At 72.7% G+C, this 20,012-nt stretch carries 21 protein-coding genes; 14 read left to right on the forward strand and 7 right to left on the reverse strand.

Annotated elements, in window-relative coordinates; translation table 11 throughout:
- Nucleotides 1-79 precede the first annotated feature (79 nt).
- The gene (locus ACFV88_RS16425) at nucleotides 80-664 is read left to right on the forward strand and encodes a TetR/AcrR family transcriptional regulator (protein WP_385491318.1); all 585 of its coding nucleotides are present in this window, start codon (nucleotides 80-82) and stop codon (nucleotides 662-664) included.
- 30 nt (nucleotides 665-694) lie between these two features.
- Here the strand turns inward: ACFV88_RS16425 and ACFV88_RS16430 are convergent, their stop codons facing one another.
- Nucleotides 695-1,111 (reverse strand): MerR family transcriptional regulator, encoded by a 417-nt coding sequence (locus ACFV88_RS16430; RefSeq protein ID WP_385491321.1) that lies wholly within the window; start codon nucleotides 1,109-1,111, stop codon nucleotides 695-697.
- Nucleotides 1,112-1,174: 63 nt separating this feature from the next.
- On the opposite strand from ACFV88_RS16430, the gene ACFV88_RS16435 reads away from it, so the two are divergent.
- From ACFV88_RS16435 to ACFV88_RS16460, 6 genes are all read left to right on the forward strand, one after another.
- Nucleotides 1,175-2,086, forward strand: coding sequence for an NAD(P)-dependent oxidoreductase (locus tag ACFV88_RS16435; protein WP_385491324.1), 912 nt, complete (start codon nucleotides 1,175-1,177; stop codon nucleotides 2,084-2,086).
- Between the two features lie 486 nt (nucleotides 2,087-2,572).
- A complete protein-coding gene (locus ACFV88_RS16440; protein WP_385491326.1) occupies nucleotides 2,573-3,514 on the forward strand; it encodes an ABC transporter ATP-binding protein in 942 nt (313 codons plus the stop codon).
- 62 nt (nucleotides 3,515-3,576) lie between these two features.
- A complete protein-coding gene (locus ACFV88_RS16445) occupies nucleotides 3,577-4,347 on the forward strand; it encodes an ABC transporter permease (RefSeq protein WP_385491785.1) in 771 nt (256 codons plus the stop codon).
- 41 nt (nucleotides 4,348-4,388) lie between these two features.
- The gene (locus ACFV88_RS16450; protein WP_385491329.1) at nucleotides 4,389-5,645 is read left to right on the forward strand and encodes a sensor histidine kinase; all 1,257 of its coding nucleotides are present in this window, start codon (nucleotides 4,389-4,391) and stop codon (nucleotides 5,643-5,645) included.
- Complete coding sequence (locus tag ACFV88_RS16455; RefSeq protein WP_385491332.1) at nucleotides 5,635-6,312, forward strand: response regulator; 678 nt, start codon at nucleotides 5,635-5,637, stop codon at nucleotides 6,310-6,312. Before ACFV88_RS16450 ends, ACFV88_RS16455 begins: the two co-directional genes overlap by 11 nt.
- Before the next feature lie 55 nt (nucleotides 6,313-6,367).
- Nucleotides 6,368-7,189 (forward strand): DUF2785 domain-containing protein, encoded by an 822-nt coding sequence (locus ACFV88_RS16460; RefSeq protein ID WP_385491335.1) that lies wholly within the window; start codon nucleotides 6,368-6,370, stop codon nucleotides 7,187-7,189.
- 36 nt (nucleotides 7,190-7,225) lie between these two features.
- Here the strand turns inward: ACFV88_RS16460 and ACFV88_RS16465 are convergent, their stop codons facing one another.
- Nucleotides 7,226-8,428, reverse strand: a complete 1,203-nt coding sequence (locus ACFV88_RS16465) for a PucR family transcriptional regulator (protein ID WP_385491338.1) — start codon at nucleotides 8,426-8,428, stop codon at nucleotides 7,226-7,228.
- A 193-nt stretch (nucleotides 8,429-8,621) separates the two neighbouring features.
- Between ACFV88_RS16465 and ACFV88_RS16470 the strand changes: the two genes are divergently transcribed.
- Entirely contained in the window at nucleotides 8,622-9,548 is a 927-nt protein-coding gene (locus ACFV88_RS16470) for a proline dehydrogenase family protein (RefSeq protein ID WP_385491340.1), read from the forward strand.
- Between the two features lie 44 nt (nucleotides 9,549-9,592).
- The gene (gene pruA / locus ACFV88_RS16475) at nucleotides 9,593-11,224 is read left to right on the forward strand and encodes an L-glutamate gamma-semialdehyde dehydrogenase (RefSeq protein WP_385491343.1); all 1,632 of its coding nucleotides are present in this window, start codon (nucleotides 9,593-9,595) and stop codon (nucleotides 11,222-11,224) included.
- Nucleotides 11,225-11,567: 343 nt separating this feature from the next.
- On the opposite strand, the gene ACFV88_RS16480 is transcribed toward pruA, so the two are convergent.
- Nucleotides 11,568-12,269, reverse strand: coding sequence for a nitroreductase family protein (locus ACFV88_RS16480; RefSeq protein WP_385491346.1), 702 nt, complete (start codon nucleotides 12,267-12,269; stop codon nucleotides 11,568-11,570).
- A 135-nt stretch (nucleotides 12,270-12,404) separates the two neighbouring features.
- Here ACFV88_RS16480 and ACFV88_RS16485 point away from each other — a divergent pair, with 135 nt between their 5' ends.
- Nucleotides 12,405-12,989: a GNAT family N-acetyltransferase gene (locus ACFV88_RS16485; protein WP_385491349.1), complete on the forward strand. Its 585-nt coding sequence runs from the start codon at nucleotides 12,405-12,407 to the stop codon at nucleotides 12,987-12,989.
- A gap of 94 nt (nucleotides 12,990-13,083) precedes the next feature.
- Here ACFV88_RS16485 and ACFV88_RS16490 read toward each other — a convergent pair whose 3' ends face one another.
- The 4 genes from ACFV88_RS16490 to ACFV88_RS16505 are packed head-to-tail and all read right to left on the reverse strand — an operon-like array spanning nucleotide 13,084 to nucleotide 16,746.
- Complete coding sequence (locus ACFV88_RS16490; protein WP_385491352.1) at nucleotides 13,084-14,277, reverse strand: ABC transporter permease; 1,194 nt, start codon at nucleotides 14,275-14,277, stop codon at nucleotides 13,084-13,086.
- Nucleotides 14,274-15,017, reverse strand: a complete 744-nt coding sequence (locus ACFV88_RS16495; RefSeq protein WP_385491355.1) for an ABC transporter ATP-binding protein — start codon at nucleotides 15,015-15,017, stop codon at nucleotides 14,274-14,276. The genes ACFV88_RS16490 and ACFV88_RS16495 overlap by 4 nt, the downstream gene beginning before the upstream one ends.
- Nucleotides 15,014-16,087 carry a peptidoglycan-binding protein gene (locus tag ACFV88_RS16500; protein WP_385491358.1) on the reverse strand — a complete coding sequence of 358 codons (1,074 nt, stop codon included), beginning with the start codon at nucleotides 16,085-16,087 and terminating at the stop codon, nucleotides 15,014-15,016. The genes ACFV88_RS16495 and ACFV88_RS16500 overlap by 4 nt, the downstream gene beginning before the upstream one ends.
- Nucleotides 16,084-16,746 (reverse strand): hypothetical protein, encoded by a 663-nt coding sequence (locus tag ACFV88_RS16505; RefSeq protein ID WP_385491361.1) that lies wholly within the window; start codon nucleotides 16,744-16,746, stop codon nucleotides 16,084-16,086. The genes ACFV88_RS16500 and ACFV88_RS16505 overlap by 4 nt, the downstream gene beginning before the upstream one ends.
- A gap of 135 nt (nucleotides 16,747-16,881) precedes the next feature.
- Here ACFV88_RS16505 and ACFV88_RS16510 point away from each other — a divergent pair, with 135 nt between their 5' ends.
- The 4 genes from ACFV88_RS16510 (at nucleotide 16,882) to ACFV88_RS16525 (ending at nucleotide 19,975) form a co-directional block, all read left to right on the forward strand.
- Complete coding sequence (locus ACFV88_RS16510; RefSeq protein WP_385491364.1) at nucleotides 16,882-17,574, forward strand: response regulator; 693 nt, start codon at nucleotides 16,882-16,884, stop codon at nucleotides 17,572-17,574.
- Nucleotides 17,571-19,085, forward strand: coding sequence for an ATP-binding protein (locus ACFV88_RS16515; protein WP_385491367.1), 1,515 nt, complete (start codon nucleotides 17,571-17,573; stop codon nucleotides 19,083-19,085). Before ACFV88_RS16510 ends, ACFV88_RS16515 begins: the two co-directional genes overlap by 4 nt.
- Entirely contained in the window at nucleotides 19,082-19,564 is a 483-nt protein-coding gene (locus tag ACFV88_RS16520) for a hypothetical protein (RefSeq protein WP_385491370.1), read from the forward strand. Before ACFV88_RS16515 ends, ACFV88_RS16520 begins: the two co-directional genes overlap by 4 nt.
- A 285-nt stretch (nucleotides 19,565-19,849) precedes the next feature.
- Nucleotides 19,850-19,975, forward strand: coding sequence for a hypothetical protein (locus ACFV88_RS16525; protein ID WP_385491372.1), 126 nt, complete (start codon nucleotides 19,850-19,852; stop codon nucleotides 19,973-19,975).
- The last annotated feature ends 37 nt before the right edge of the window (nucleotides 19,976-20,012 follow it).

Here is a 20,012-nt window from a genome sequence, read left to right on the forward strand (position 1 = left end):
CACTTGTCTAGTACGAGCGTATAGATCGCTGCGGTCGGCGGTACGGAGCGGGTGCGCGCCCGCCGGTACGCTGCCCGGCATGGGACACCGTGAGGATTTGCTCGAAGGCGCCAAGCGCTGCCTGCTGGAGAAGGGCTTCCTGGAGACGACGGCGCGCGACATCGTCCGGGAATCGGGGACGAACCTGGCGTCCATCGGCTACCACTACGGCTCCAAGGACGCCCTCCTGGCGCAGGCGTACGTCGATCTGATCGAAGGCGTCAGCCTCACGTTCGACGAGGTCCCGGACGGGGACGACCCCACCGGGGACGGCTCCCTCGCCCGCTTCGAACGCTCCTGGGAGAACGTGATCCGCACCTTCACCGAGAACCGGTCGACCTGGCGGCTCGGTCTGGAGGTGATGGTGCACGCGGATCGGCTCCCGGGGGTGCGCGAACACCTCGCCCGGGCGACCGGCGCGGCCCGCAGCGGGCTCGTCGCGATGTTCCTCGGCGGCCCCGAGCCCGAGCCGACCGACCCGTTGGCCGTGACGGCGGGCGGCTTCTACGGGACCCTGCTCCAGGGCCTGATGGTGCAGTGGTTCTTCGACCCGGGCACCACGCCGACCGGCGCCCAACTCACCGAGGGGCTGCGGCAGGTCATGGCTGCCGCCGAGCGCCCCTGATCCCGGCCCGGCCGCACCGGGCCGGACCGGTCAGCAGACGGCGCCGGCCGGGACCACGCCGGCCTCGGCCCCGGCTCCGATGTCGTCCGGCTCGGGCTGCGGGGTGACCGCGATGATGCCGTCCAGCGCGTCGCGCGCGCTCAACAGGTCGGTGATCGCGGTGTCCAGCCGCTCGCGCTCCTTCAACAGTTCGGGCAGCACCCCCCAACAGGCGGGTACGAGACCCACGCCGTCGTCCACGTGGCAGGGCATCAACTCCGCGATCGTCCGGGTGCTCAGCCCCGCGGCCAGCATGGTGCGGATGCCCCGCACCGTACGGACGTCCGCCTCCTCGTACTCGCGGTACCCGCTGGGCAGTCTGCGGGGCGCCAGCAAGCCCTGTTCCTCGTAGTACCGCAGCAGCCGCTGGCTGACCCCGGTCCGGCGGGAGAACGCACCTATGCGCATGTGACCGTCACCACTCAGATTCGCTTGACTCTCACATCTATGTGAAACCCTAGCGTGCCGTTCATGACGAACCAGCAAGCAAGTAGCGCATCCGACACCCCCGTTACCCTCATCGGCCTGGGCCCCATGGGTGTCGTCCTCGGGCACGCCCTGGTCGACGCCGGCCACCCCGTGACCGTCTGGAACCGCACCCCCGGCAAGGCCGACGCCCTCGTGGCCAAGGGCGCGCACCGCGCCGACAGCGTCGCCGAGGCGGTGGCCGCGAGCCCCGTCACGCTCCTGTGTCTCAATGACTACACCACCTCGTACGCGATCCTCGACGGCGCCGAGGAGGCCCTCGCGGGCCGCGCCCTGGTGAACCTCAACTCCGGTACGCCCAAGGAGGCCGCCGAGGCCGCCGCATGGGCGGAGCGGCTCGGGATCGCCTACCTCGACGGCGCGATCATGGTGCCGCCGACGCTCATCGGCAAGCCCGGTTCGGTCCTGCTGTACAGCGGTCCCCGGGACGTGTTCGACCAGCACCGGACCGCTCTGGACACCCTGGGCGACTCCCGTTTCCTGGGCACCGACCCCGGCCTCGCCGTGCTCTACAACACGGCGCTGCTGGAGATGATGTACACCACCATGAACGGGTGGCTGCACGCCACCGCGCTGGTGGGCTCGTCCGGGGTCAAGCCGACCGAGTTCGCGGAGCTCGCCTTCGGCTGGTTCGTGCCCACGGTGCTGAGCAACGAGGGGTTCCTCGCCGGCGCGGTCAACCTGGACAAGGCCGCGTACCCGGGTGACCTCGGCACCCTGGAGATGAACCTGAACGCGTTGGACCACATCACCAAGACCAGTGAGGAGCAGGGCATCCGCGCGGATCAGCCGCGGCTGCTGCGGACGATCGCGGAACGGGGCGTTGCGCTCGGTCACGCCAAGGACAACTATTACGCGTTGCTTGAGGTGTTCAAGCAGCCCGAGGTCGCCGGCTGACCTGCGCAGTCCCCTGCGGGTGCGCTGTCGTTTCGCGCAGTTCCCCGCGCCCCTGATGGTGCGTCCTGGCCGGCGTGCGTAGTCCCGTGCGGGTGCGCTGTCGTTTGCGCAGTTCCCCGCGCCCCTGAAGGGGCACGCCCCACCGCCAGACATCCGCCCGCCCCCCCCGGCGACACGTCCACCGGGACGCCCCAAAGGGGCGCGGGGAACGGCGCGGGCAACCACCGCGCACCCGCACGGGACAGCGGAGGCTCATCGGGGCGTACCGAAGGGGCGCGGGGAACGGCGCGGGTGACCACTGCGCACCCGCAGGGGACAGCGGAGGCTCACCGGGGCGTACCGAAGGGGCGCGGGGAACGGCGCGGGCCAGCGCAGCGCACCCGCACGGGGTCGTCCTCCAGGGCGGACCCACCGACCGATCGGCCGATGCCACGTCGAGCGTGATGGGCGATGCGAACCCCACGCCCCCGGAGCGAAGCTCCTTGCATGACCACGGCGAACCCCCCGATGACGACCCGCAGACCCGTCATCGAAGTCAGCGACCTGCGCAAGTCCTACGGCGGCCGCCCCGTCGTAGACGGCGTCTCCTTCACTGTCGAAGAGGGCGAAATCTTCGGCATCCTCGGCCCGAACGGCGCCGGCAAGACCACCACCGTGGAGTGCATCGAGGGGCTGCGCGTCCCCGACGGCGGCCGGGTCCGCGTCGCGGGGCTCGACCCGGTCGCCGACCACGCGGCCGTGACCCGCGTCCTCGGCGCCCAGCTCCAGGAGAGCGAACTCCAGGCCAAGCTCACCGTGCGCGAGGCGCTGGAACTGTACGCGGCCCTGTACCCGAACCCGACGCCCTGGCGTCAGCTCGCCGAAGGCCTGGGCCTCACCGAGCACCTCGCCAGCCGCTTCGCGGTGCTCAGCGGCGGCCAGAAGCAACGCCTGTTCATCGCGCTCGCGCTGATCGGGAACCCCAGGATCGTGGTGCTCGACGAGTTGACGACCGGACTCGACCCACGGGCCCGGCGCGACACCTGGCAGATCGTCGAAGACGTCCGCGACCGCGGCGTCACCGTCCTCCTGGTCACGCACTTCATGGAGGAGGCGCAGCGGCTGTGCGACCGGATCGCCGTGATCGACCACGGGCGGGTCACCGCACTGGACACGCCCCGCGGCCTGATCCACCGGACGGCCGGAGCCACCGTCATCTCGTTCACCCCGTCCGCGCCCCTCGGTGACGAGCAGTTGACCGCACTGCCCGGACTCGCGTCCCTCGCCCACCAGGACGGCCGGATCACCCTCGGCGGAACCGACGAGACCGTCAACGCGGTGCTCTCGCTCCTCGCCCGGTACCACGTCACGGCCCACCAACTCCGCGTCACCGACGCCACGTTGGACGACGCTTTCCTCGACCTGACCGAAGGCCTCACGGACGCATGAGCACCCACCGCCCACGCCCCGCCCACGCCCGTTCCGCCGAAGAGCCGACCTGGAGCAGCACCATGACCGCCCCTGCGACCCCGTCCCGCGCGGCCTCCCCCCGTACCGCCGTGCTGCGGGCCGAGGCCCGGCTCTTCCGCCGTGAGCCCGGGAGCCTCTTCTGGGCCCTGGGCTTCCCGACCCTGCTGTTCGTGGTCCTGGGCTTCGTCCCCAAGTTCCGGGAGGTGAGCGACGACCTCGGGGGCATCCGGCTCATCGACGTGTACGTGCCGGTGGCCGTGCTGGTCGCCCTGATCATGGCCGGCCTCCAGGTGATGCCTCCCGTTCTCACCGGCTACCGCGAGCGGGGCGTCCTGCGCCGCATGTCGACCACGCCGATGCGGCCGTCCGCCCTGCTGACCGCGCAGATGGGGCTGAACGGTGCCGCGGCCCTGCTGTCGGCGCTGGCCTCCCTGACGGTGGGTCGACTCGCCTTCGACGTGGCGCTGCCGCGCCAGGTCCTCGGCTACGCGCTGGCCCTGCTGCTCGCCGCCGCCGCGGCGCTCGCCCTCGGCGCCCTCGTGGCGGCGTTCGCCCCCACCGCGAAGGTCGCGACCGCCATCGGCTCCTCGATGGCCTTCCCGATGCTGTTCACCGCGGGCGTGTGGGTGCCCGTGGCGGCCATGCCGGACGTCCTGGCCCGGATGGTGGAGCTCACCCCCTTCGGTGCCGCGGCCAGTGCCCTCGACGCGGCGGCGGCCGGCGACTGGCCCGCCTGGTCCCACCTCGGTGTCCTCGCCGCGTGGACGCTCGTCCCCTCCGCCGTGGCCATCCGCTGGTTCCGCTGGGAGTAGGGGCGGGAACCTTCAGGCTCGCGGCCGTGCAGACTTGGGGGATGACCACGGTGGACAGGGACATGGAGCGGCGCTGGGACGTCTTCCACCGGTGGCAGCCGTACGGGCTGCTCGGCGTCGGAGCGGTCCTTTCGGTCCCCACGGCCGAGCTGATGCCCAGCACCGCCGAACGGGTCGCCGTCGCGGTGCTGGTCGTCGTGGCGCTGGCGCTCCAACTGTGGTGGGGCCGGGCCGTGCGCACCCACCGGGGTCCGGACTCCACCTCGGCGGCCTACTACACCGCGCGCTGGGCGATCGGCTTCGTTCTGACCTGGCTCAACCCGCTCTTCGCGTTCTACGTCTCCACCGGCTACTTCGACGTCAACGAGCGGATACCCGACCAGCGCTGGCGGCGGGTCGGGCTGGTCGCCTGCTCCGTGCCGGTCGCGGGCGCACAGGCCGGCGGGCTGCCCTTCCACGGCGGGGCGGGCTGGCTGCTGTTCGTCGGGCTCCTGGTGGCCAACAACGTCCTGCTGACGTTGGTCGCCCACTTCTACGAACTGGAGGAGTCGCTGTCCCGGGCCCGGGCGGAAAGCATCACCGAACTCGAGGGTGCCAATGCGGCCCTCCACCAGGCGCTCGACGAGAACGCCGCCCTGCACGCCCAACTCCTCGTCCAGGCGAGGGAGGCGGGCATCGCCGACGAACGCCGAAGGCTGGCCGCGGAGATCCACGACACCCTCGCCCAGGGGCTGACCGGGATCATCGCCCAACTCCAGGTCGTCGCGAACACCCCTGACCCGGCCGTCGCCCGCACCCATGTGGACCGCGCCTCGGACCTCGCCCGGCACAGCCTCGGCGAGGCCCGCCGCTCGGTGCAGAACCTGGCGCCCGTGGCCCTGGCCCGCGACGGCCTGCCCCGGGCGCTGCGCAAGACCATCGACCAGTGGGCCGAACGGACGGGGGTGCGGGCCGAGTTCATCCTCACGGGTGCGGCGGAACACCTGCACGCAGAGGTGTCGGCCACCCTGCTGCGCATCACCCAGGAGGCCCTGGCGAACGTGTCGAAGCACGCGGACGCCTCCCGGGTCGTCGCCACCCTCAGCTTCATGGGCGACGAGGTCACCCTCGACGTGCGTGACGACGGGCGGGGCTTCGACCCGATGGCCGTGCCCGGACGCACCGGCACCGGCGGCTTCGGACTCGACGGCATGCGCGCCCGCGCCGCCCGCATGGCGGGATCGCTCACCGTGGAGGCCGAACCGGGGTACGGCACGGCGGTGTCGGCTCGCGTACCGTTGGTGTGCCATGACCGATGACGCCGTGACCGATGACGCCCCGGCCGAAGACGCCGTGATCTCGCTGCTGATCGTCGACGACCACCCCGTCGTACGGGACGGTCTGCGCGGCATGTTCGCGTCCGCACCCGGTTTCACCGTGCTGGGCGAGGCGTCCAACGGCACGGAGGCGGTCGCCGCGACCACGGCACTCGACCCGGACGTGGTCCTGATGGACCTGCGGATGCCGGGCGGCGGCGGGGTCGACGCCATCACCGAACTCACGCGCCGCGGCGCCCGTGCGAAGGTCCTGGTGCTCACCACGTACGACACGGACTCCGACACCCTCCCCGCGATCGAGGCGGGCGCGACGGGCTACCTGCTGAAGGACGCCCCGCGCGACGAACTCTTCACGGCGGTCCGGGCGGCGGCCCAGGGGCGTACGGTCCTTTCCCCGGCGGTGGCCTCGCGGCTGGTCCGGGCGGTCCGCGCGCCCGGCAACGAGCCGCTGTCCGCCCGTGAACGCGAGATCCTCATCCTGGTCGCCCGGGGCACGTCGAACCGGGAGATCGCCCATGAACTCTTCATCAGCGAGAGCACGGTGAAGACTCACCTCGCCCATCTGTACGCCAAGTTGGGCGCCAACGACCGCGCGGCGGCGGTGGCGAGGGCGTACGAGCGGGGCATCCTGGGCCAGGCCCGGCCGTAGGGGGCGTCACCGGGGCCGCACCGATGGCGTAGCACGGGTGCTACGGTGACCGGCTGTGACCGATCACTGGAATGAGATCTTCGAGGCCGGAATCCAGGTACCGGCAGGTGGGGACCTCGACGCGTTGACCGCCGAACTCGCGCGGTGTCTGCGCGATCCCGATCCGGACGTCCGCGACGGGGTGCCGTACGTGGTGCTGCGCACCTGGATCGCCCGAGACGTCATCGCCGGCGAGCGCAGGCTGCGGCTGGGCGACGAGATGGCCGCCCGGTTCGCCGATGACGAGATCCAGGCCCGGACCTTCGCCCCGCTGGTGCTGGACATGATCGTCAGCCGCGGCGACTTCGCGCCGTCCTGGCTGGAGGCGTTCACGCACTGGTACGTCACCGAGCCCGATCTGCGCGGCTTCGACGCGGAGGCGGGGTGGCTGCACGCGGTCGCCCACGGCGCGGACCTGCTGGGGACCTTCGGCACGCATCCGCAGGTCGATCCGACCGCGATGCTGGCGCTGGCCGCCGAGCGGCTGCTGGCCCGCACCGACCACGTCTTCGACCAGCGGGAGGACGACCGGCTGGCCGGCGCCCTGGCCCGGGTGCTCACCCGCCCCGAGCTGACCGCCGGGGCGTCCACGGCGTGGCTGGACCCGATCGGCGCGGACTTCGCCGCGCTCGGCCGCGGGCCGATGCCCGTCCACACCTCCAACACGATGCGCACCCTGCGGATGCTGTACCTGCTGGCGGACCGCGGAGTGCCGCTGACGCCGTCCGGACCGCTGCACCCGCTCGCCCACCCGGACGCGGTCAAGGACCGGCTGGCCGACGTGCTCGCCCCGGTCTTCGGCCACGCCCCGATCAAGGACTTCCCCGCCGCGGTCTGACCCGGCCCGACCCCGTACGCCACAAGTCGGGAGGCCCTAGAGCCGCGCTGCCTTGAGCGCCATGTGCAGCAGCAGTCGGTCCTCGCCGTCGTCCAGGTCCAGGCCGGTGAGCTGCTCCACCCGGGACAGCCGGTAGTACAGGGTCTGGCGGTGGATGCCCAGCTCGGCGGCGGCCCGCCCGGCCTGACCCGCACGGTCCAGGTACACCTCGGCGGTGCGGGCCAGCTCCCGGTGCGCCGGCGCGAGCAGCTCCCGGGCCGCCGGATCGTGCACCGGCTCGCCCCCCGGCGGGGCCAGGGCGGTCAGCAGCCGGTACGGACCGATGGCGGACCACTCGGCCACCGGGGCGAACCGGGACTCCGCCCGGGCCGCCCGGGCCGCCGCGGCGGCCTCCCGCCACGCGCCCGCCAGATCGGCCAGGTCACGGCGGGGCGCGCCCACCCCGGCCGTCGCCGACGTCCGCTCGCCGGGGGACGCCCCGGACCGCGTCGTGCGCAGCCGCTCCGCCACGGTCAACGCCGGGTCGAGCGCGTCGGGCGTCCGCAGCCGCACCAGCACGGCGAGCGCCTGGGCGTCCGGGCCCCAGGGCAGGGCGCACAGGGCGCTCGCCGCGGGCAGCGCCCGCACGGACGGCAACGGGGGCGCCGCGGCACCCGTCACCGACCAGGGCGCCACGCAGACCACGCCGTGCAGACCGTCAGCGCGGGGCCCCAGCGCGGTGCGCAGCGCGGCCACCGCCATGTCGCCCTGCCAGCCGGGCCCGGCCGTCAGCACCGCCCGCAGCTCGCGGGTGAGGTCCGCGCCCGCCTGCTCCTCGTCGGCGAGCAGCACCCCGATCCGTTCGGTGACCTCCATCGCCGCGGCGAGTTGCACCTCGCTCGGCCCGGGGTCGTCGTCCAGCAGCCACACGTACCCGAGGACGACGTTCCGGTGGCGCACCGGAAGGCAGATCCGGCCCCGGTTCACCCCCGCCTCGGGGGCCGCCGGGATGCGCACCGGACCGGTGGCCCGGGTGATGCCGAAGCCCTCGAACCAGGAACGGACCGCGGCCGGGGAGCCGCGGGTGAGGATCGAGCGGGTCCTGACCGGGTCCATCGCCGTGTCGTCGTCGCTGTCGTGGGCGCCGAACGCGATCAGCCGGAAGTCCCGGTTCTCCAGGGTCGCGGGCGCCCCGAGCAGCGCCGAGACCTCGTCCACGAGTTCCTGGTAGTCGCCGTAGTCGCCCTTCACGGATGCCATTCTCCCCTGCGGCGGCCGGTTCTTCATACAGATGTCTGAGATCCGGGCCGCGGATGCGTGACAGCTGTCGATGGCCCAGGATCGGACCGATCCCTAGTTTTCACGGTGGTTCCCCTTGCCGTCCCCGGACCGTTCACTTCCTTGTCGGACCCCCGGGCCAGCGGCCTGTTCGTTCTCTCCGTGGAGGTGGCCCGTGCTGGGTCCCGTGATTCTCGCCGCGTCGCGCAGCGACAAGATGCGCCGGTTCGTGTCGGCGGCGCCGGGCACCAAGCAGGTCGTGGCCCGGTTCATCGCCGGTGAGACCGTCGACCAGGTGATCCCGATCGTGCGCGAGTCCGCCGAGCGGGGCCTGGAGGTCACCCTCGACGTCGTCGGTGAGGACATCACCACCCGCGAGCAGTCGTTCGCCGCCCGGGACGCCTATCTGGAGCTGATCGGCCGCCTCAAGGAGCTGGGCCTCGGCGAGCGCGCCGAGATGTCGGTGAAGCTGTCCATGTTCGGCCAGGCCCTGGAGGGCGGCCACGAGCTGGCGCTCGCCAACGTGCGGCCGGTCGTGGAGGCCGCCGCCGAGATCGGCACCACCGTCACCCTGGACGCCGAGGACCACACCACCCTCGACTCGATGTTCGCCATCCACAGCGAGCTGCGGCAGGACTTCCCGCAGACCGGATGCGTCATCCAGGCGTACCTGTTCCGCACCGAGGAGGACGCCCGCCGGCTCGCTGCCGAGGGCTGCCGGGTGCGCATCGTGAAGGGCGCCTACAAGGAGCCCGCCTCCGTCGCGTTCCAGGACAAGGCCGAGATCGACAAGGCGTTCGTCCGCGTCCTGCGCATCCTCATGGAGGGCGAGGGGTACCCGATGATCGGGTCCCACGACCCGCGTCTGATCGCCATCGCCCAGGACCTCGCCCACCGCGCCGGGCGCAAGCTGGACGAGTACGAGTTCCAGATGCTGTACGGCATCCGCAGCGAGGAGCACCTGAGGCTCGCCGCCGAGGGCCACCGCATGCGCGTGTACACCGCTTACGGAACCGACTGGTACGGCTACTTCATGCGGCGCCTCGCGGAGAAGCCCGCGAACCTGCTCTTCTTCGCCCGCTCCATCCTCACCAAGGGCTGAGCGCTCCCCGCCCCCTCCCGACCCACTTAGGAGACACGGAAACCATGGACGCTGTGACCCAGGTCCCCACGCCGGTCAACGAGCCGGTCCACGGCTACGCGCCCGGCTCCCCGGAGCGCGCCCGGTTGGAGACCAAGCTCAAGGAGCTGGCCGAGAACCCGATCGACCTCCCCATGACGATCGGCGGCGAGAAGCGCCTCGGCGGCGGCGACGCCTTCCAGGTCGTGCAGCCGCACAACCACCGCGCCGTGCTCGGCACGTACCGCAACGCCACCCGCGAGGACGCCCAGGACGCCATCGACGCGGCCCTGGCCGCCGCCCCCGCGTGGCGTGCGATGTCCTTCGACGACCGTGCCGCGATCATCCTGCGCGCCGCGGACCTGCTCGCCGGTCCCTGGCGCGAGACGCTGGCCGCCTCCACCATGCTGGGCCAGTCCAAGACCGCCCAGCAGGCCGAGATCGACACGCCCTGCGAGCTGGTCGACTTCTGGCGCTTCAATGTCCAGTACGCCCGTGACCTGCTCGCCGAGCAGCCGCCGGCGAACTCGCCGGGCGTGTGGAACCGCCTCGACCACCGCCCGCTGGAAGGGTTCGTCTACGCGATCACGCCGTTCAACTTCACGGCCATCGCGGGCAACCTGCCCACCGCCCCCGCGCTCCTGGGCAACGTCGTCGTGTGGAAGCCGTCCCCGACGCAGACGCACGCCGCCGTGCTGCTGATGCGCCTCCTGGAGGAGGCGGGGCTGCCCAAGGGCGTCATCAACCTCGTCACCGGCGACGGCATCGCCGTCTCCGAGGTCGCCCTGCACCACCGCGACCTCGCGGGCATCCACTTCACCGGCTCCACCCCCACCTTCCAGCTGCTGTGGAAGACGGTCGGGGAGAACATCGCCAAGTACCGCACCTACCCGCGGCTGGTCGGCGAGACCGGCGGCAAGGACTTCGTGGTGGCGCACCCCAGCGCCGACCGCGCCGTCCTGAAGACCGCCCTGACCCGCGGTGCCTTCGAGTACCAGGGCCAGAAGTGCTCCGCGACCTCCCGCGCGTACGTCCCGGCCTCGATCTGGAACTCCGGCTTCAAGGAGGAGTTCGCGGCCGAGGTCGACGGGCTCGCCATGGGTGACGTCACCGACCTGTCGAACTTCATCGGCGCCGTCATCGACGAGCGGTCCTTCGCCAAGAACAAGGCCGCCATCGACCGCGCCCGGGCCGACGACAGCTGCACGATCGTCGCAGGCGGCACCTACGACGACTCGGTGGGCTACTTCGTGCGCCCGACCGTCGTCGAGTGTTCCGACCCGACCAACGAGGTCTTCACCACCGAGTACTTCGGCCCGTTCCTCGCCGTCCACGTCTACGAGGACGACCGCTACGACGCCATGCTCGACCAGATGGAGTCGGTGTCCGACTACGCCCTCACCGGGTCCGTCATCGCCGGTGACCGCGCCGTCGTCGCGCACACCATGAACAAGCTCCGCTACGCGGCCGGCAACTTCTACATCAACGACAAGTCGACCGGTGCGGTCGTCGGCCAGCAGCCCTTCGGCGGCGGTCGGGCCTCCGGCACCAACGACAAGGCCGGCGCCCCGCAGAACCTCATGCGGTGGACCCTGACCCGGGCCATCAAGGAGACCCTGGTCCCGCCGACCGACTACACCTACCCGCACATGGGCTGACCTAGACCAGGGCGGTCCTCACCCGGCCGTCCTCCGGCGGTGGCTCCCTTCCCAGCCCAGCCACCGCCCGCCCGCGCGTGGACCGCCCCCCGGCCCACGCGCGGGCCCCCAGACACCGCCCCGTTCCCTGAACCCCCAAGTCAGGGTCCGGGGCGGTCTCCATCCCCCCACCGGTGCGCTGACCCGTGCGGTGCGCTGTGGCTTTTGCGCAGTTCCCCGCGCCCCTGATCCCACTCGCTCCTCGCCGTCGCCCCCCGCCCCGCCAGGGCCCCGACAGGGGCGCGGGGAACTGCGCAAAGCCACAGCGCACCCGAGCAGGACAACGCACGCGCAGCTCAACGGGTCAGACCTCCACCAACACCTGCTCCAGCGACTTCCGCACCAGCGCCGGCACCTCGCAGTCGGCGGCCGGATAACCGATCGGGAGCACCGCGAACGCCTTCTCGTTCGCCGGGCGACCCAGCACCTCCCGCAAAAAACCCATCGGGCTGGGCGTGTGCACCAGCGCCGCGAGCCCCGCCAGGTGCAGCGCGGTCAACAGCATGCCGACCGCGATCCCCACCGACTCGTCCACGTAGTAGTGCTTGCGCCGGGCGCCGTCCGGCCCCACCCAGTACCGCTGCTGGAACACGACCAACAGCGCGGGCGCGTCCGTGAGGTGCGGCTTCACCTCGTCGGTGCCGAGCGGACGCAGCGCCGCCAACCACTCCTCGCCCAACCGCCCGTCGTAGGAGGTCCGCTCCTCGCGCTCGGCGGCCCGCCGGATCAACTGCCGCACCTCCTCGTCTCGCACCAGGACGAACGTCCACGGTTGCTGGTGCGCCCCCGACGGTGCGGTGCGCGCACAGGCCACCGCGTCCCGCACCACCTCGGCCGGTACCGGGTCCGGCGAGAACATCCGTACCGTCCGCCGCTCCTCCATGCGCCACCGCAGCTCGGCCGCGCAGGCCACCGAAGCGGCGGCGGGCACCCGCACCGGGCGGTAGGGCTCGGGCCGGTAGGGCTCGCCGTGGATCGGACTCCAGTGCCGTGCGGTCTCCGTCATACCGGGGAGTGTGCCGGGTGACCCGGGTGCGCGGGCAGACAGCAGGGGACGATAGTCCGGCACTGTCACCCGTGCACCGGGCCGGCGCCGGAATTTCGGGTGCGCGCCCCGGCGACGGCTGCCGATACTGGGGCGATGACCGCCTCCCCGCCCCCTGCGCACCCCACCGTCCCCGACGTCCGGATCGCCCACACCGCCCAACTCACCGCCGAGGAACTGCGCGCCGTGCGGGCGTTCCTCCACGACGCCTTCGACGGCGACTTCAGCGACGGGGACTGGGAGCACACCGTCGGCGGGATGCACGCCCTGGTGACCGATGCGCGCGGGGTCGCCGCACACGGTTCGGTGATCCAGCGGCGGGTGCTGCACGCCGGGCGTTCCCTGCGCGTCGGGTACGTCGAAGGGGTCGCCGTTCGCGCCGACGTCCGCCGGCGCGGCCTCGGCGGGCGGGTGATGGCCGCCCTGGAGGAGGTCGTGGCCCGCTCGTACGCGTGCGGGGCCCTGTCGGCGAGCGACGCGGGCGCCGCCCTGTACGAACAGCGCGGCTGGCAGGTGTGGCCCGGTGCGCTGGGCGTCCTCGGACCGAACGGCGAGGAGCGGCTGCCGGAAGAGGAGGGCACCACCTACGTGTGGGCCGCGCCGGACGCCGACCCCGGCCACCGGGTCCCGGATCCCGCACACCCGCTGCTCTTCGACTGGCGCGACGGCGACGTGCTGTGACGCCGGGGACGTCGGGTGGCGCGGGCCGGGCGGGCCGGGTCCTTCGGGGGCGCGGCCCGGCCTGCGCCCACCGCGATCACTGAAACCCGCCGCGTCACACCGCGTTCAGCGCCACCGTCGGGTGGAGCCGGGCGGCCCGGATCGCCGGGTAGAGGCCCGCGACCACCCCGATCAGCAGGGTCGCCGCCAGCCCGCCCGCCAGGGACCAGGGCGGCACCACCGCCGTCCACCCCTGGACCGTCGCGAAGCCGTAGGTCGCCGCCGCGCCCAGCAGCGCACCCGACACCCCGCCGAGCGCGGACAACAGCAGCGACTCGGTCAGGAACTGGAGCCGGATCGCCTGGCGCGTGGCGCCCAACGAGCGGCGCAGACCGATCTCCTGACGACGCTCCAACACGGAGATGACCATGGTGTTGGCCACGCCCACCCCGCCGACCAGCAGGGCCACCCCGCCCAGACCGAGCATCAGCCGCGTCAGGCCCTCGTCGGTGGCGGCCTTGGCGGCCAGTGCGTCCGAGGGCCGGGACACCTTGACGCCCCCCGGATGCCCGGGGCTGATGGTGCGGGCCAGGACCGCCCCCACCTCCTCGACCGAAGCGTCCGTGGAGCGCTCGAAGACGGTGGTGGGATGCCCGTCGAAGCCGAAGTAGCGTTCGGCGGCGGGGAACCCGACCAGGGCCACCCGGTCCAGGGTGGGGACCAGCACGATCGGTTCGAGGATGCCGACGACGACCACCCGGGTGTCGTTCATCATGATCGTCTCCCCGGTGCCGGTGATGCCCAGCCGTTTCGCCGCCTCGGACCCCAGCACCGTCGTGGGCAGCCGCGAACTGGCCGCGTCCAACCAGACGCCCCGGTCCACCTCGCCGCCGAGCGCGGTCAGCAGATCGGTACGGGCCGCCTGGGTGGTGACCCCGGCGGTGCGTTCCTCGGGGACCAGATCGCTGCGCCGGATGCGGGCGTCGACCTCGGCGGTGGCCGTGGCGTGCTGCACCGGGCCGATCCGCTCGACCATCGCGACCGCGCTCTTGGGCAGCTTGAGCGGGTTCCCCTCGCGGTCCTCGCCCGCTTCGGCGGTGAGCAGGTTGGTGCCGAGGCGGTCGAGCTGGGCCATCAGGTCCGACCGGCTCGACTCGGACAGCCCGATGACCGTGACCATGGTCGCGATGCCGATGGCGATGCCGAGGGCGGACAGCACCACCCGGGCGCGGCGGGCCCGCAGGCCGACCGCGCCGACGCGCAGCACGTCGCGGGCGGAGAGCCGGGCGGGCTTGAGGTCGTTCCTCATGAACCGGCTCCTTCCGCACGGTCGGCGCGGGCCGGGCCGGGGCCCGAGTCCGAGACGATCTCGCCGTCCCGGAAGCGCACCCGGCGCGGCAGCGCGTCCGCGATCCCGTGGTCGTGGGTGATCACACAGACGGTGGTGCCGGACGCGTTCAGCTCGTGCAGCAACTCCATGACGACCGCGCCGGACGCGGTGTCCAGCGCCCCGGTCGGCTCGTCGGCCAACAGCAGCCGGGGGGCGCCCACCAGGGCCCGGGCGATGGCCACGCGCTGCTTCTCGCCGCCGGACAGTTCGTTCGGGGTGTGCCCGAAGCGGTGGTCGAGGCGCACCCGGGCCAGTGCTTCGCGGGCCCGGGCCCGCCGCTCGCGCAGCGACACCCCCGCGTAGAGCAGGCCGTCCGCGACGTTGTCCACCGCATCGCGCCCCGCCGCCAGGTGGAAGTGCTGGAACACGAAGCCGATGTGCCGGGCGCGCAGCGCGGAGAGCCGGGAGTCGGGGAGCGCGGACACGTCGTACCCGGCGATCCGCACGGTGCCCGCGGTGGGCTTGTCGAGGGTGCCCATCACCTGGAGCATCGTGGACTTGCCGGAGCCGGACGGGCCGACGACGGCGAGCAGTTCGCCCTCGTGGACGGTGAGGTCCACCCCGCGCAGGGCGTGCACCCCGCCCGGGTACGACTTGGTGGCGCCCCGGAGCTCCACCACCGGGGTCGGGGTGGTGGTCGGTACCGGTGTCGGTGTCACGGTTTCGCCACTCCCACCCGCAGGCCCTCGCGGACGTCCGGGCCGCTGACCTCGATCCGTCCGTCGGCGGTCATCCCGGTCTCCACCCGCACCACCTGTGAGGTGGTGCCCCGCACGACCTGGAGGCCGTAGCCGCCGTTCTCGCCGCGCAGGGCGACGACCGCCTCGACGGGCACCGCCAGCACCCCCTTGCGCGCCTCGCTGACGAACCGCACGCTCGCCGACTTCCTGGCGTCCTCGCCGGCCACGGCGCCCGCCCCGCCGTCCAGGACCACCTCCACGGTGATGCCGTCCTGGGCACCCTCGCCCCCTTCGCCGGTCGCCTCGGGGCGCACCGTCCCGGCGACCTTGCCGGCGGCGGTCTTCCCGCTGGGCAGGACGACCTCGACCTTGGTGCCGCTGGAGGTGAGCGCGCCGTCGGACTGCTCCAACTCGGCCCGCACGACCGGTTTGGTGGAGGCGACCGTCAGGACCGGTTCGCCCGGGGCGACCTGGTCGGCGAGTGCCGCGTCGGCCTTCGCCACCTTGACCTGGCCGGGCTGGAAGACGACGTCGCCCTTGCCGACCCGCCCGGTGGTGTCGCGGTTCAGGGCCTTCTGCCACTGCTTGACGGCGGCCTCGGTGTCCTCGTCGTACCAGACGTCGACGTACAGCTTCGCCCCGTACCCCAGGTCACGGAGGTTGCGCTCCAGCTGGAGGACGTCGCTGCCCCGGTCGCCCCGTTTCATCTCGCGGAACATCGGGACCGGCCCGTACAGGAGGGTGACGGGTTTGTCGTTCAGCTCGTACAGCGCCTGTCCCGTGGTGAGCGTCTCGCCCTCGGCCGCGGCCACCGTGACGGTGCCCTCTACGGCGGACTTGACGGTGCGGCGCTGGGCGAAGTCGAGCTTGCCGTCGACCGTCTTGGACTGCACCAGGTCGGTGCGCACGACGGCCGCGGTGGCGGGCGGCAGGTCGCCGCCCTTCCCGGGGGTGTCCGCGCCGTCGCCGCCACCGAGGTACAGGAAACCCCCGGTGGCGGCGACCACGGTCACGGCGCCGAGCGCGAGGAAGGCGGAGCGGTGCTTCACTGCATGCCCGCCACGCTGTCGATCAGCTTCGGCTTGCAGGCCCGTTCGGCCTTCTTGTACGCGGGCGACTCGTGGTCGAGCACCGGGGACGCGGGGTTCGGGTCGCCGCCGGGGATCGCGTTGCCACCGCTCATGGTCGGGTTGGTGAACCGGGAGACGCCGTTGTCCCGCATGCACTGGGCGTGCGCGAGCATCGACTCGAAGGACTTCTGCTGGTCGCGCTCCGGCTCGACCGCCATGACCGCCTGGAGTTCGGGCAAACAGACGTTGTTCTTGCCCGCCTTGATGCCCTGGTTGCGTCCGGGCTGGGAGCCCAGCTCGTTGATCTTGTCCCAGTCGAGGTAGCCGCTGAGCTTGGGGTCGGGGAACTCCGGGTAGTCGCCCTTGGCGCGCATGCACTGGACGAACGTGACCTGGGCGTCGTAGAAGGCGCTCTTGCCCGCGGGCCGGGTCTCCTTCCCGGCGGACTTCGAGGACTGCGCGGCCTTGGATGGCTCCTCGGACTGAGTGGCGGTCGGGGCGTCGGCGATGCCGTGGCTCTTCGTGCCGCCGCCGTCGTCACCCCCGCCGCACGCCACCGAGAGGGCGAGGACGGGGGCCGCGACGAACGCGGCCAGGCGCAGCCGGGACGTACTGCGGGAGGTCGTCTTGAGGATCATGGCGCCCACCTTCGCCACGACAGTTCATGGCCACTGCATGACCACATGATGGGAACGTAACAATGCCCCCGACCTGCCGAGTCGACCGGGGACGGGGGCGACGGACCGGCCGTCGGGGTGCACATAATCGACCCCATGCCGCATGTGTTGCTCATCGAGGACGACGCGTCCGTACGGGACGGAATGGAGCTCGTGCTGCGCCGGCACGGGTACGCCATCGACACGGCGGCCACCGGGGAGGAAGCGCTCGCCCTGCTGGACGGCCCGGGCGGCAAGGACGTGGACCTGGCGGTGCTGGACCTGATGCTGCCGGGGATGGACGGCTTCGAGGTGTGCCGCCGCATCCGGGGCCGCAGCGCCACCCTGCCGGTCATCATGCTCACCGCCCGCGGCGACGACCAGGACATCGTCACCGGCCTGGAGGCGGGCGCCGACGACTACGTGACCAAGCCGGTCACCGCCCCCGTGCTTGAGGCCCGCATCCGGGCCGTGCTGAGACGTGCGGAACCGTCCGGCCAGATACGGACGGACGCCGACCTCGCCGGGCTGGTCATCGACCGGGCCGGGCTGACCGTGACCAAGCACGGCGCCACGATCGCGCTGCCGCCCACCGAACTGCGGCTGCTGCTGGAGCTGTCGGCCTCCCCCGGCCAGGTCTTCAGCCGTGAACAGCTCCTCGAATCCGTCTGGGACCACACCTTCCTCGGCGACTCCCGGCTGGTGGACGCCGCCGTCGGACGGCTGCGGGCCAAACTGGAGGACGTACCGGCGAAACCGCGGTACGTCCAGACCGTGCGGGGCTTCGGCTACCGCTTCGGGCCGCTGTGAGCCGCCCGGGCGGGGACCGCCGCGGTGCCGGGCCGACGCGGCGTGCCCCCGGGTTCTTCGGCGGGCTGCGCGTCCGGCTCGTCGCCACCTTCGTCGCGGTCGCCCTGATCAGCGCGGTGACCGCGACGGCCCTCGCCTACCGGGACGCCCGCACCGCCGTCCTCCAGCGCACCCAGAACGCCGCGGTGGACGACCTGCGCGAGCGGACCAGCCAGGTCGCCGCCGACTTCGACCTCCCGCCCGACCGGCGCTCGCTGACCCGGTTCGCCGGCAAGGTCTCGGAGGGCGTCGGCACGGGCGACCGCAAGGTGGTCGCCCGCTACCAGGACCTCGTCGGGGTCTCCGACGAACTCGCCGACACACAGGGCCGGATCACCCCCGAGCTGCGCGCCGCGGTGCGCGCCGGGGAGGCGGCCCGGTTCCAGCGGGTGAGGTGGCGGGGCGAGCCCTACCTGGTCGTCGGCATGCCCGTGCGGTACGCCGACGGGGACCGCCGCACCTCGGGCCTGGAGGTCTTCGCGATCAGCGACCTACGGGCCGAGCACGAGGACACCGCCGCCCTGCTGGACTCCGTGCGGGACGGCATCGCACCGGTGGTGGTGCTGGCGGCGGTGCTGGCGCTGCTGGCCGCGGGTACGGTCCTGCGTCCGGTGCGGAAGCTGGGCCGGGCCACCCGTGGGCTGGCGGCCGGCGACCTCGGCAGTCGGGTCGCCGTCAAGGGACACGACGAACTCGCCGACCTGGCGAGGACGTTCAACGAGACCGCGGACGCGCTCCAGGCCTCCGACACGGAACTGCGGGAACAGGAGGCGAAGGCGCGCCGCTTCGTGGCCGACGTGTCCCACGAACTGCGCACGCCCCTCGCGGCGATGACCATGGTGGCGACCGTCCTGGAGGAGGACGCCGACCAGTTGCCGCCGGACGCGGCGCGGGCCGCCCGGACCGTCGGGGCGGAGACGGCCCGGCTGGCCCGGCTGGTGGAGGACCTGATGGAGATCTCCCGCTTCGACGCCAAGGCGATCCGGCTGAACGCGGCCGAGACGGACCTCGCCGACACCGTACGGGCGTCGCTCGCCCTGCGCGGCTGGACGGACCGGGTGGTCACGCACCTGCCGCCGGGCGTGCGGGCGGTGGTCGACCGGCGCCGCATCGACGTGATCGTCGCGAACCTGGTGGGCAACGCCCTGCGGCACGGTGCCCCGCCGGTCACGGTGACCCTCCGGGTGGAGCCCGTGGCGGGCCGGGACTGGGTGACGCTGGAGGTCGCCGACCACGGCCCCGGGCTACCGCCCGGCGCACGGGAGCGGGTCTTCGACCGCTTCTACAAGGCGGACGAAGCCCGTACCCGCAAAGCCGACGGCGGCGGCCAGGGCAGTGGCCTCGGCACCGCGATCGCCTGGGAGAACGCGCGACTGCACGGCGGCACCATCGAGGTCGCCGACGGGCGGGGGAGCGGTGCGGTGTTCACCCTGCGGCTGCCCCGGCGACTCACCGGGGAGGACCCGCAGTGAAGATCCGGCAGGGGCTGGCGGGCGTCGTCCTCGGGGCCGCCCTCGTGGGCTGCGGGGTCCAGCCGACCGGGGTGGTGGACGCGGGGGAGTCCGCGGCCGGACTGTCGCGCGGCATGCGGCTGTACTACGAGTCCGACACCGGGCTGCGCGCGGTGCCCATGCTCGACCGGAAGATCGAGGCGCTCGACTGGGTGGTGAAACTGCTCCTGAGCCCGCCGCCCGTCGGACAGGGCGAAGGACTCACCACGCTGGTCGTGATGCCGGGCCCCTACTCGGCGACGGGCAAGGGCAAGCGCGTCACCCTGCGCATGGAGGGCCTCTACCCGGGCGACGGCAAGGGGCAGCTGGTGTGCTCGCTGGCACGTGCCCAGTCCGTGCTCGATCCGAAGGTCAGGGCCGCCGAGGTCGAGGTCACCCTGAAGCCGACCGAGGGCGCTGCGCTCGGGCCCCACCGGTGCGCGGAGTTCCTCAACCGCTGAGCCTCCACCTGCGGCCCCCTACCTGGGGCGTACCCGTCGTGACCTGGGGAAACGCGGCCGTCGTCTCAGATAGTAGGAAGTCCGACTACTTGTGGAGACAGATGGGTCCCGCTGCCTTAGTTTTGTAGGAGCCGAACGTCCCGCTCGACCGAGCGATCGCGGTTGCGAGCCCGTGTCCCCGTGCAGGTGATCCCTGCGGACCGCGCTCCCCGCTCCCGACGGCCTCACGCCCCCGGCGCGACGCATCCCCTCTGAGCACTCCCGGACGCCAAGGAGCAGATCACCATGGCCGAGACGACCACCCGACGGGTCCGCCACCCCCGCACCGACGACGTCGAGCGCAAGAACGCCGCCGCCGCCCTCCAGCGCGCCCTCGACCGCCGTGACAACGGCGGCGCCACCGGACACTGAGGGAACGACCGTCCCTCCCGTCTGGGATGTCCGAATG

The sequence above is a fragment of the Streptomyces sp. NPDC059816 genome, assembly GCF_042732055.1.
Taxonomy (GTDB): domain Bacteria; phylum Actinomycetota; class Actinomycetes; order Streptomycetales; family Streptomycetaceae; genus Streptomyces.

Bases quoted from the DNA above. Each gene is read 5' to 3' on its own strand.
- ACFV88_RS16525 (WP_385491372.1), top strand. From the start codon at position 19,850: ATGGCCGAGACGACCACCCGACGGGTCCGCCACCCCCGCACCGACGAC.
- ACFV88_RS16455 (WP_385491332.1), top strand. From the start codon at position 5,635: ATGACCGATGACGCCGTGACCGATGACGCCCCGGCCGAAGACGCCGTG.
- ACFV88_RS16490 (WP_385491352.1), bottom strand. From the start codon at position 14,277: ATGAGGAACGACCTCAAGCCCGCCCGGCTCTCCGCCCGCGACGTGCTG.
- ACFV88_RS16445 (WP_385491785.1), top strand. From the start codon at position 3,577: ATGACCGCCCCTGCGACCCCGTCCCGCGCGGCCTCCCCCCGTACCGCC.
- ACFV88_RS16505 (WP_385491361.1), bottom strand. From the start codon at position 16,746: ATGATCCTCAAGACGACCTCCCGCAGTACGTCCCGGCTGCGCCTGGCC.
- ACFV88_RS16435 (WP_385491324.1), top strand. From the start codon at position 1,175: ATGACGAACCAGCAAGCAAGTAGCGCATCCGACACCCCCGTTACCCTC.
- ACFV88_RS16430 (WP_385491321.1), bottom strand. From the start codon at position 1,111: ATGCGCATAGGTGCGTTCTCCCGCCGGACCGGGGTCAGCCAGCGGCTG.
- ACFV88_RS16465 (WP_385491338.1), bottom strand. From the start codon at position 8,428: ATGGCATCCGTGAAGGGCGACTACGGCGACTACCAGGAACTCGTGGAC.
- ACFV88_RS16450 (WP_385491329.1), top strand. From the start codon at position 4,389: ATGACCACGGTGGACAGGGACATGGAGCGGCGCTGGGACGTCTTCCAC.
- pruA (WP_385491343.1), top strand. From the start codon at position 9,593: ATGGACGCTGTGACCCAGGTCCCCACGCCGGTCAACGAGCCGGTCCAC.
- ACFV88_RS16440 (WP_385491326.1), top strand. From the start codon at position 2,573: ATGACCACGGCGAACCCCCCGATGACGACCCGCAGACCCGTCATCGAA.
- ACFV88_RS16485 (WP_385491349.1), top strand. From the start codon at position 12,405: ATGACCGCCTCCCCGCCCCCTGCGCACCCCACCGTCCCCGACGTCCGG.
- ACFV88_RS16425 (WP_385491318.1), top strand. From the start codon at position 80: ATGGGACACCGTGAGGATTTGCTCGAAGGCGCCAAGCGCTGCCTGCTG.
- ACFV88_RS16510 (WP_385491364.1), top strand. From the start codon at position 16,882: ATGCCGCATGTGTTGCTCATCGAGGACGACGCGTCCGTACGGGACGGA.
- ACFV88_RS16480 (WP_385491346.1), bottom strand. From the start codon at position 12,269: ATGACGGAGACCGCACGGCACTGGAGTCCGATCCACGGCGAGCCCTAC.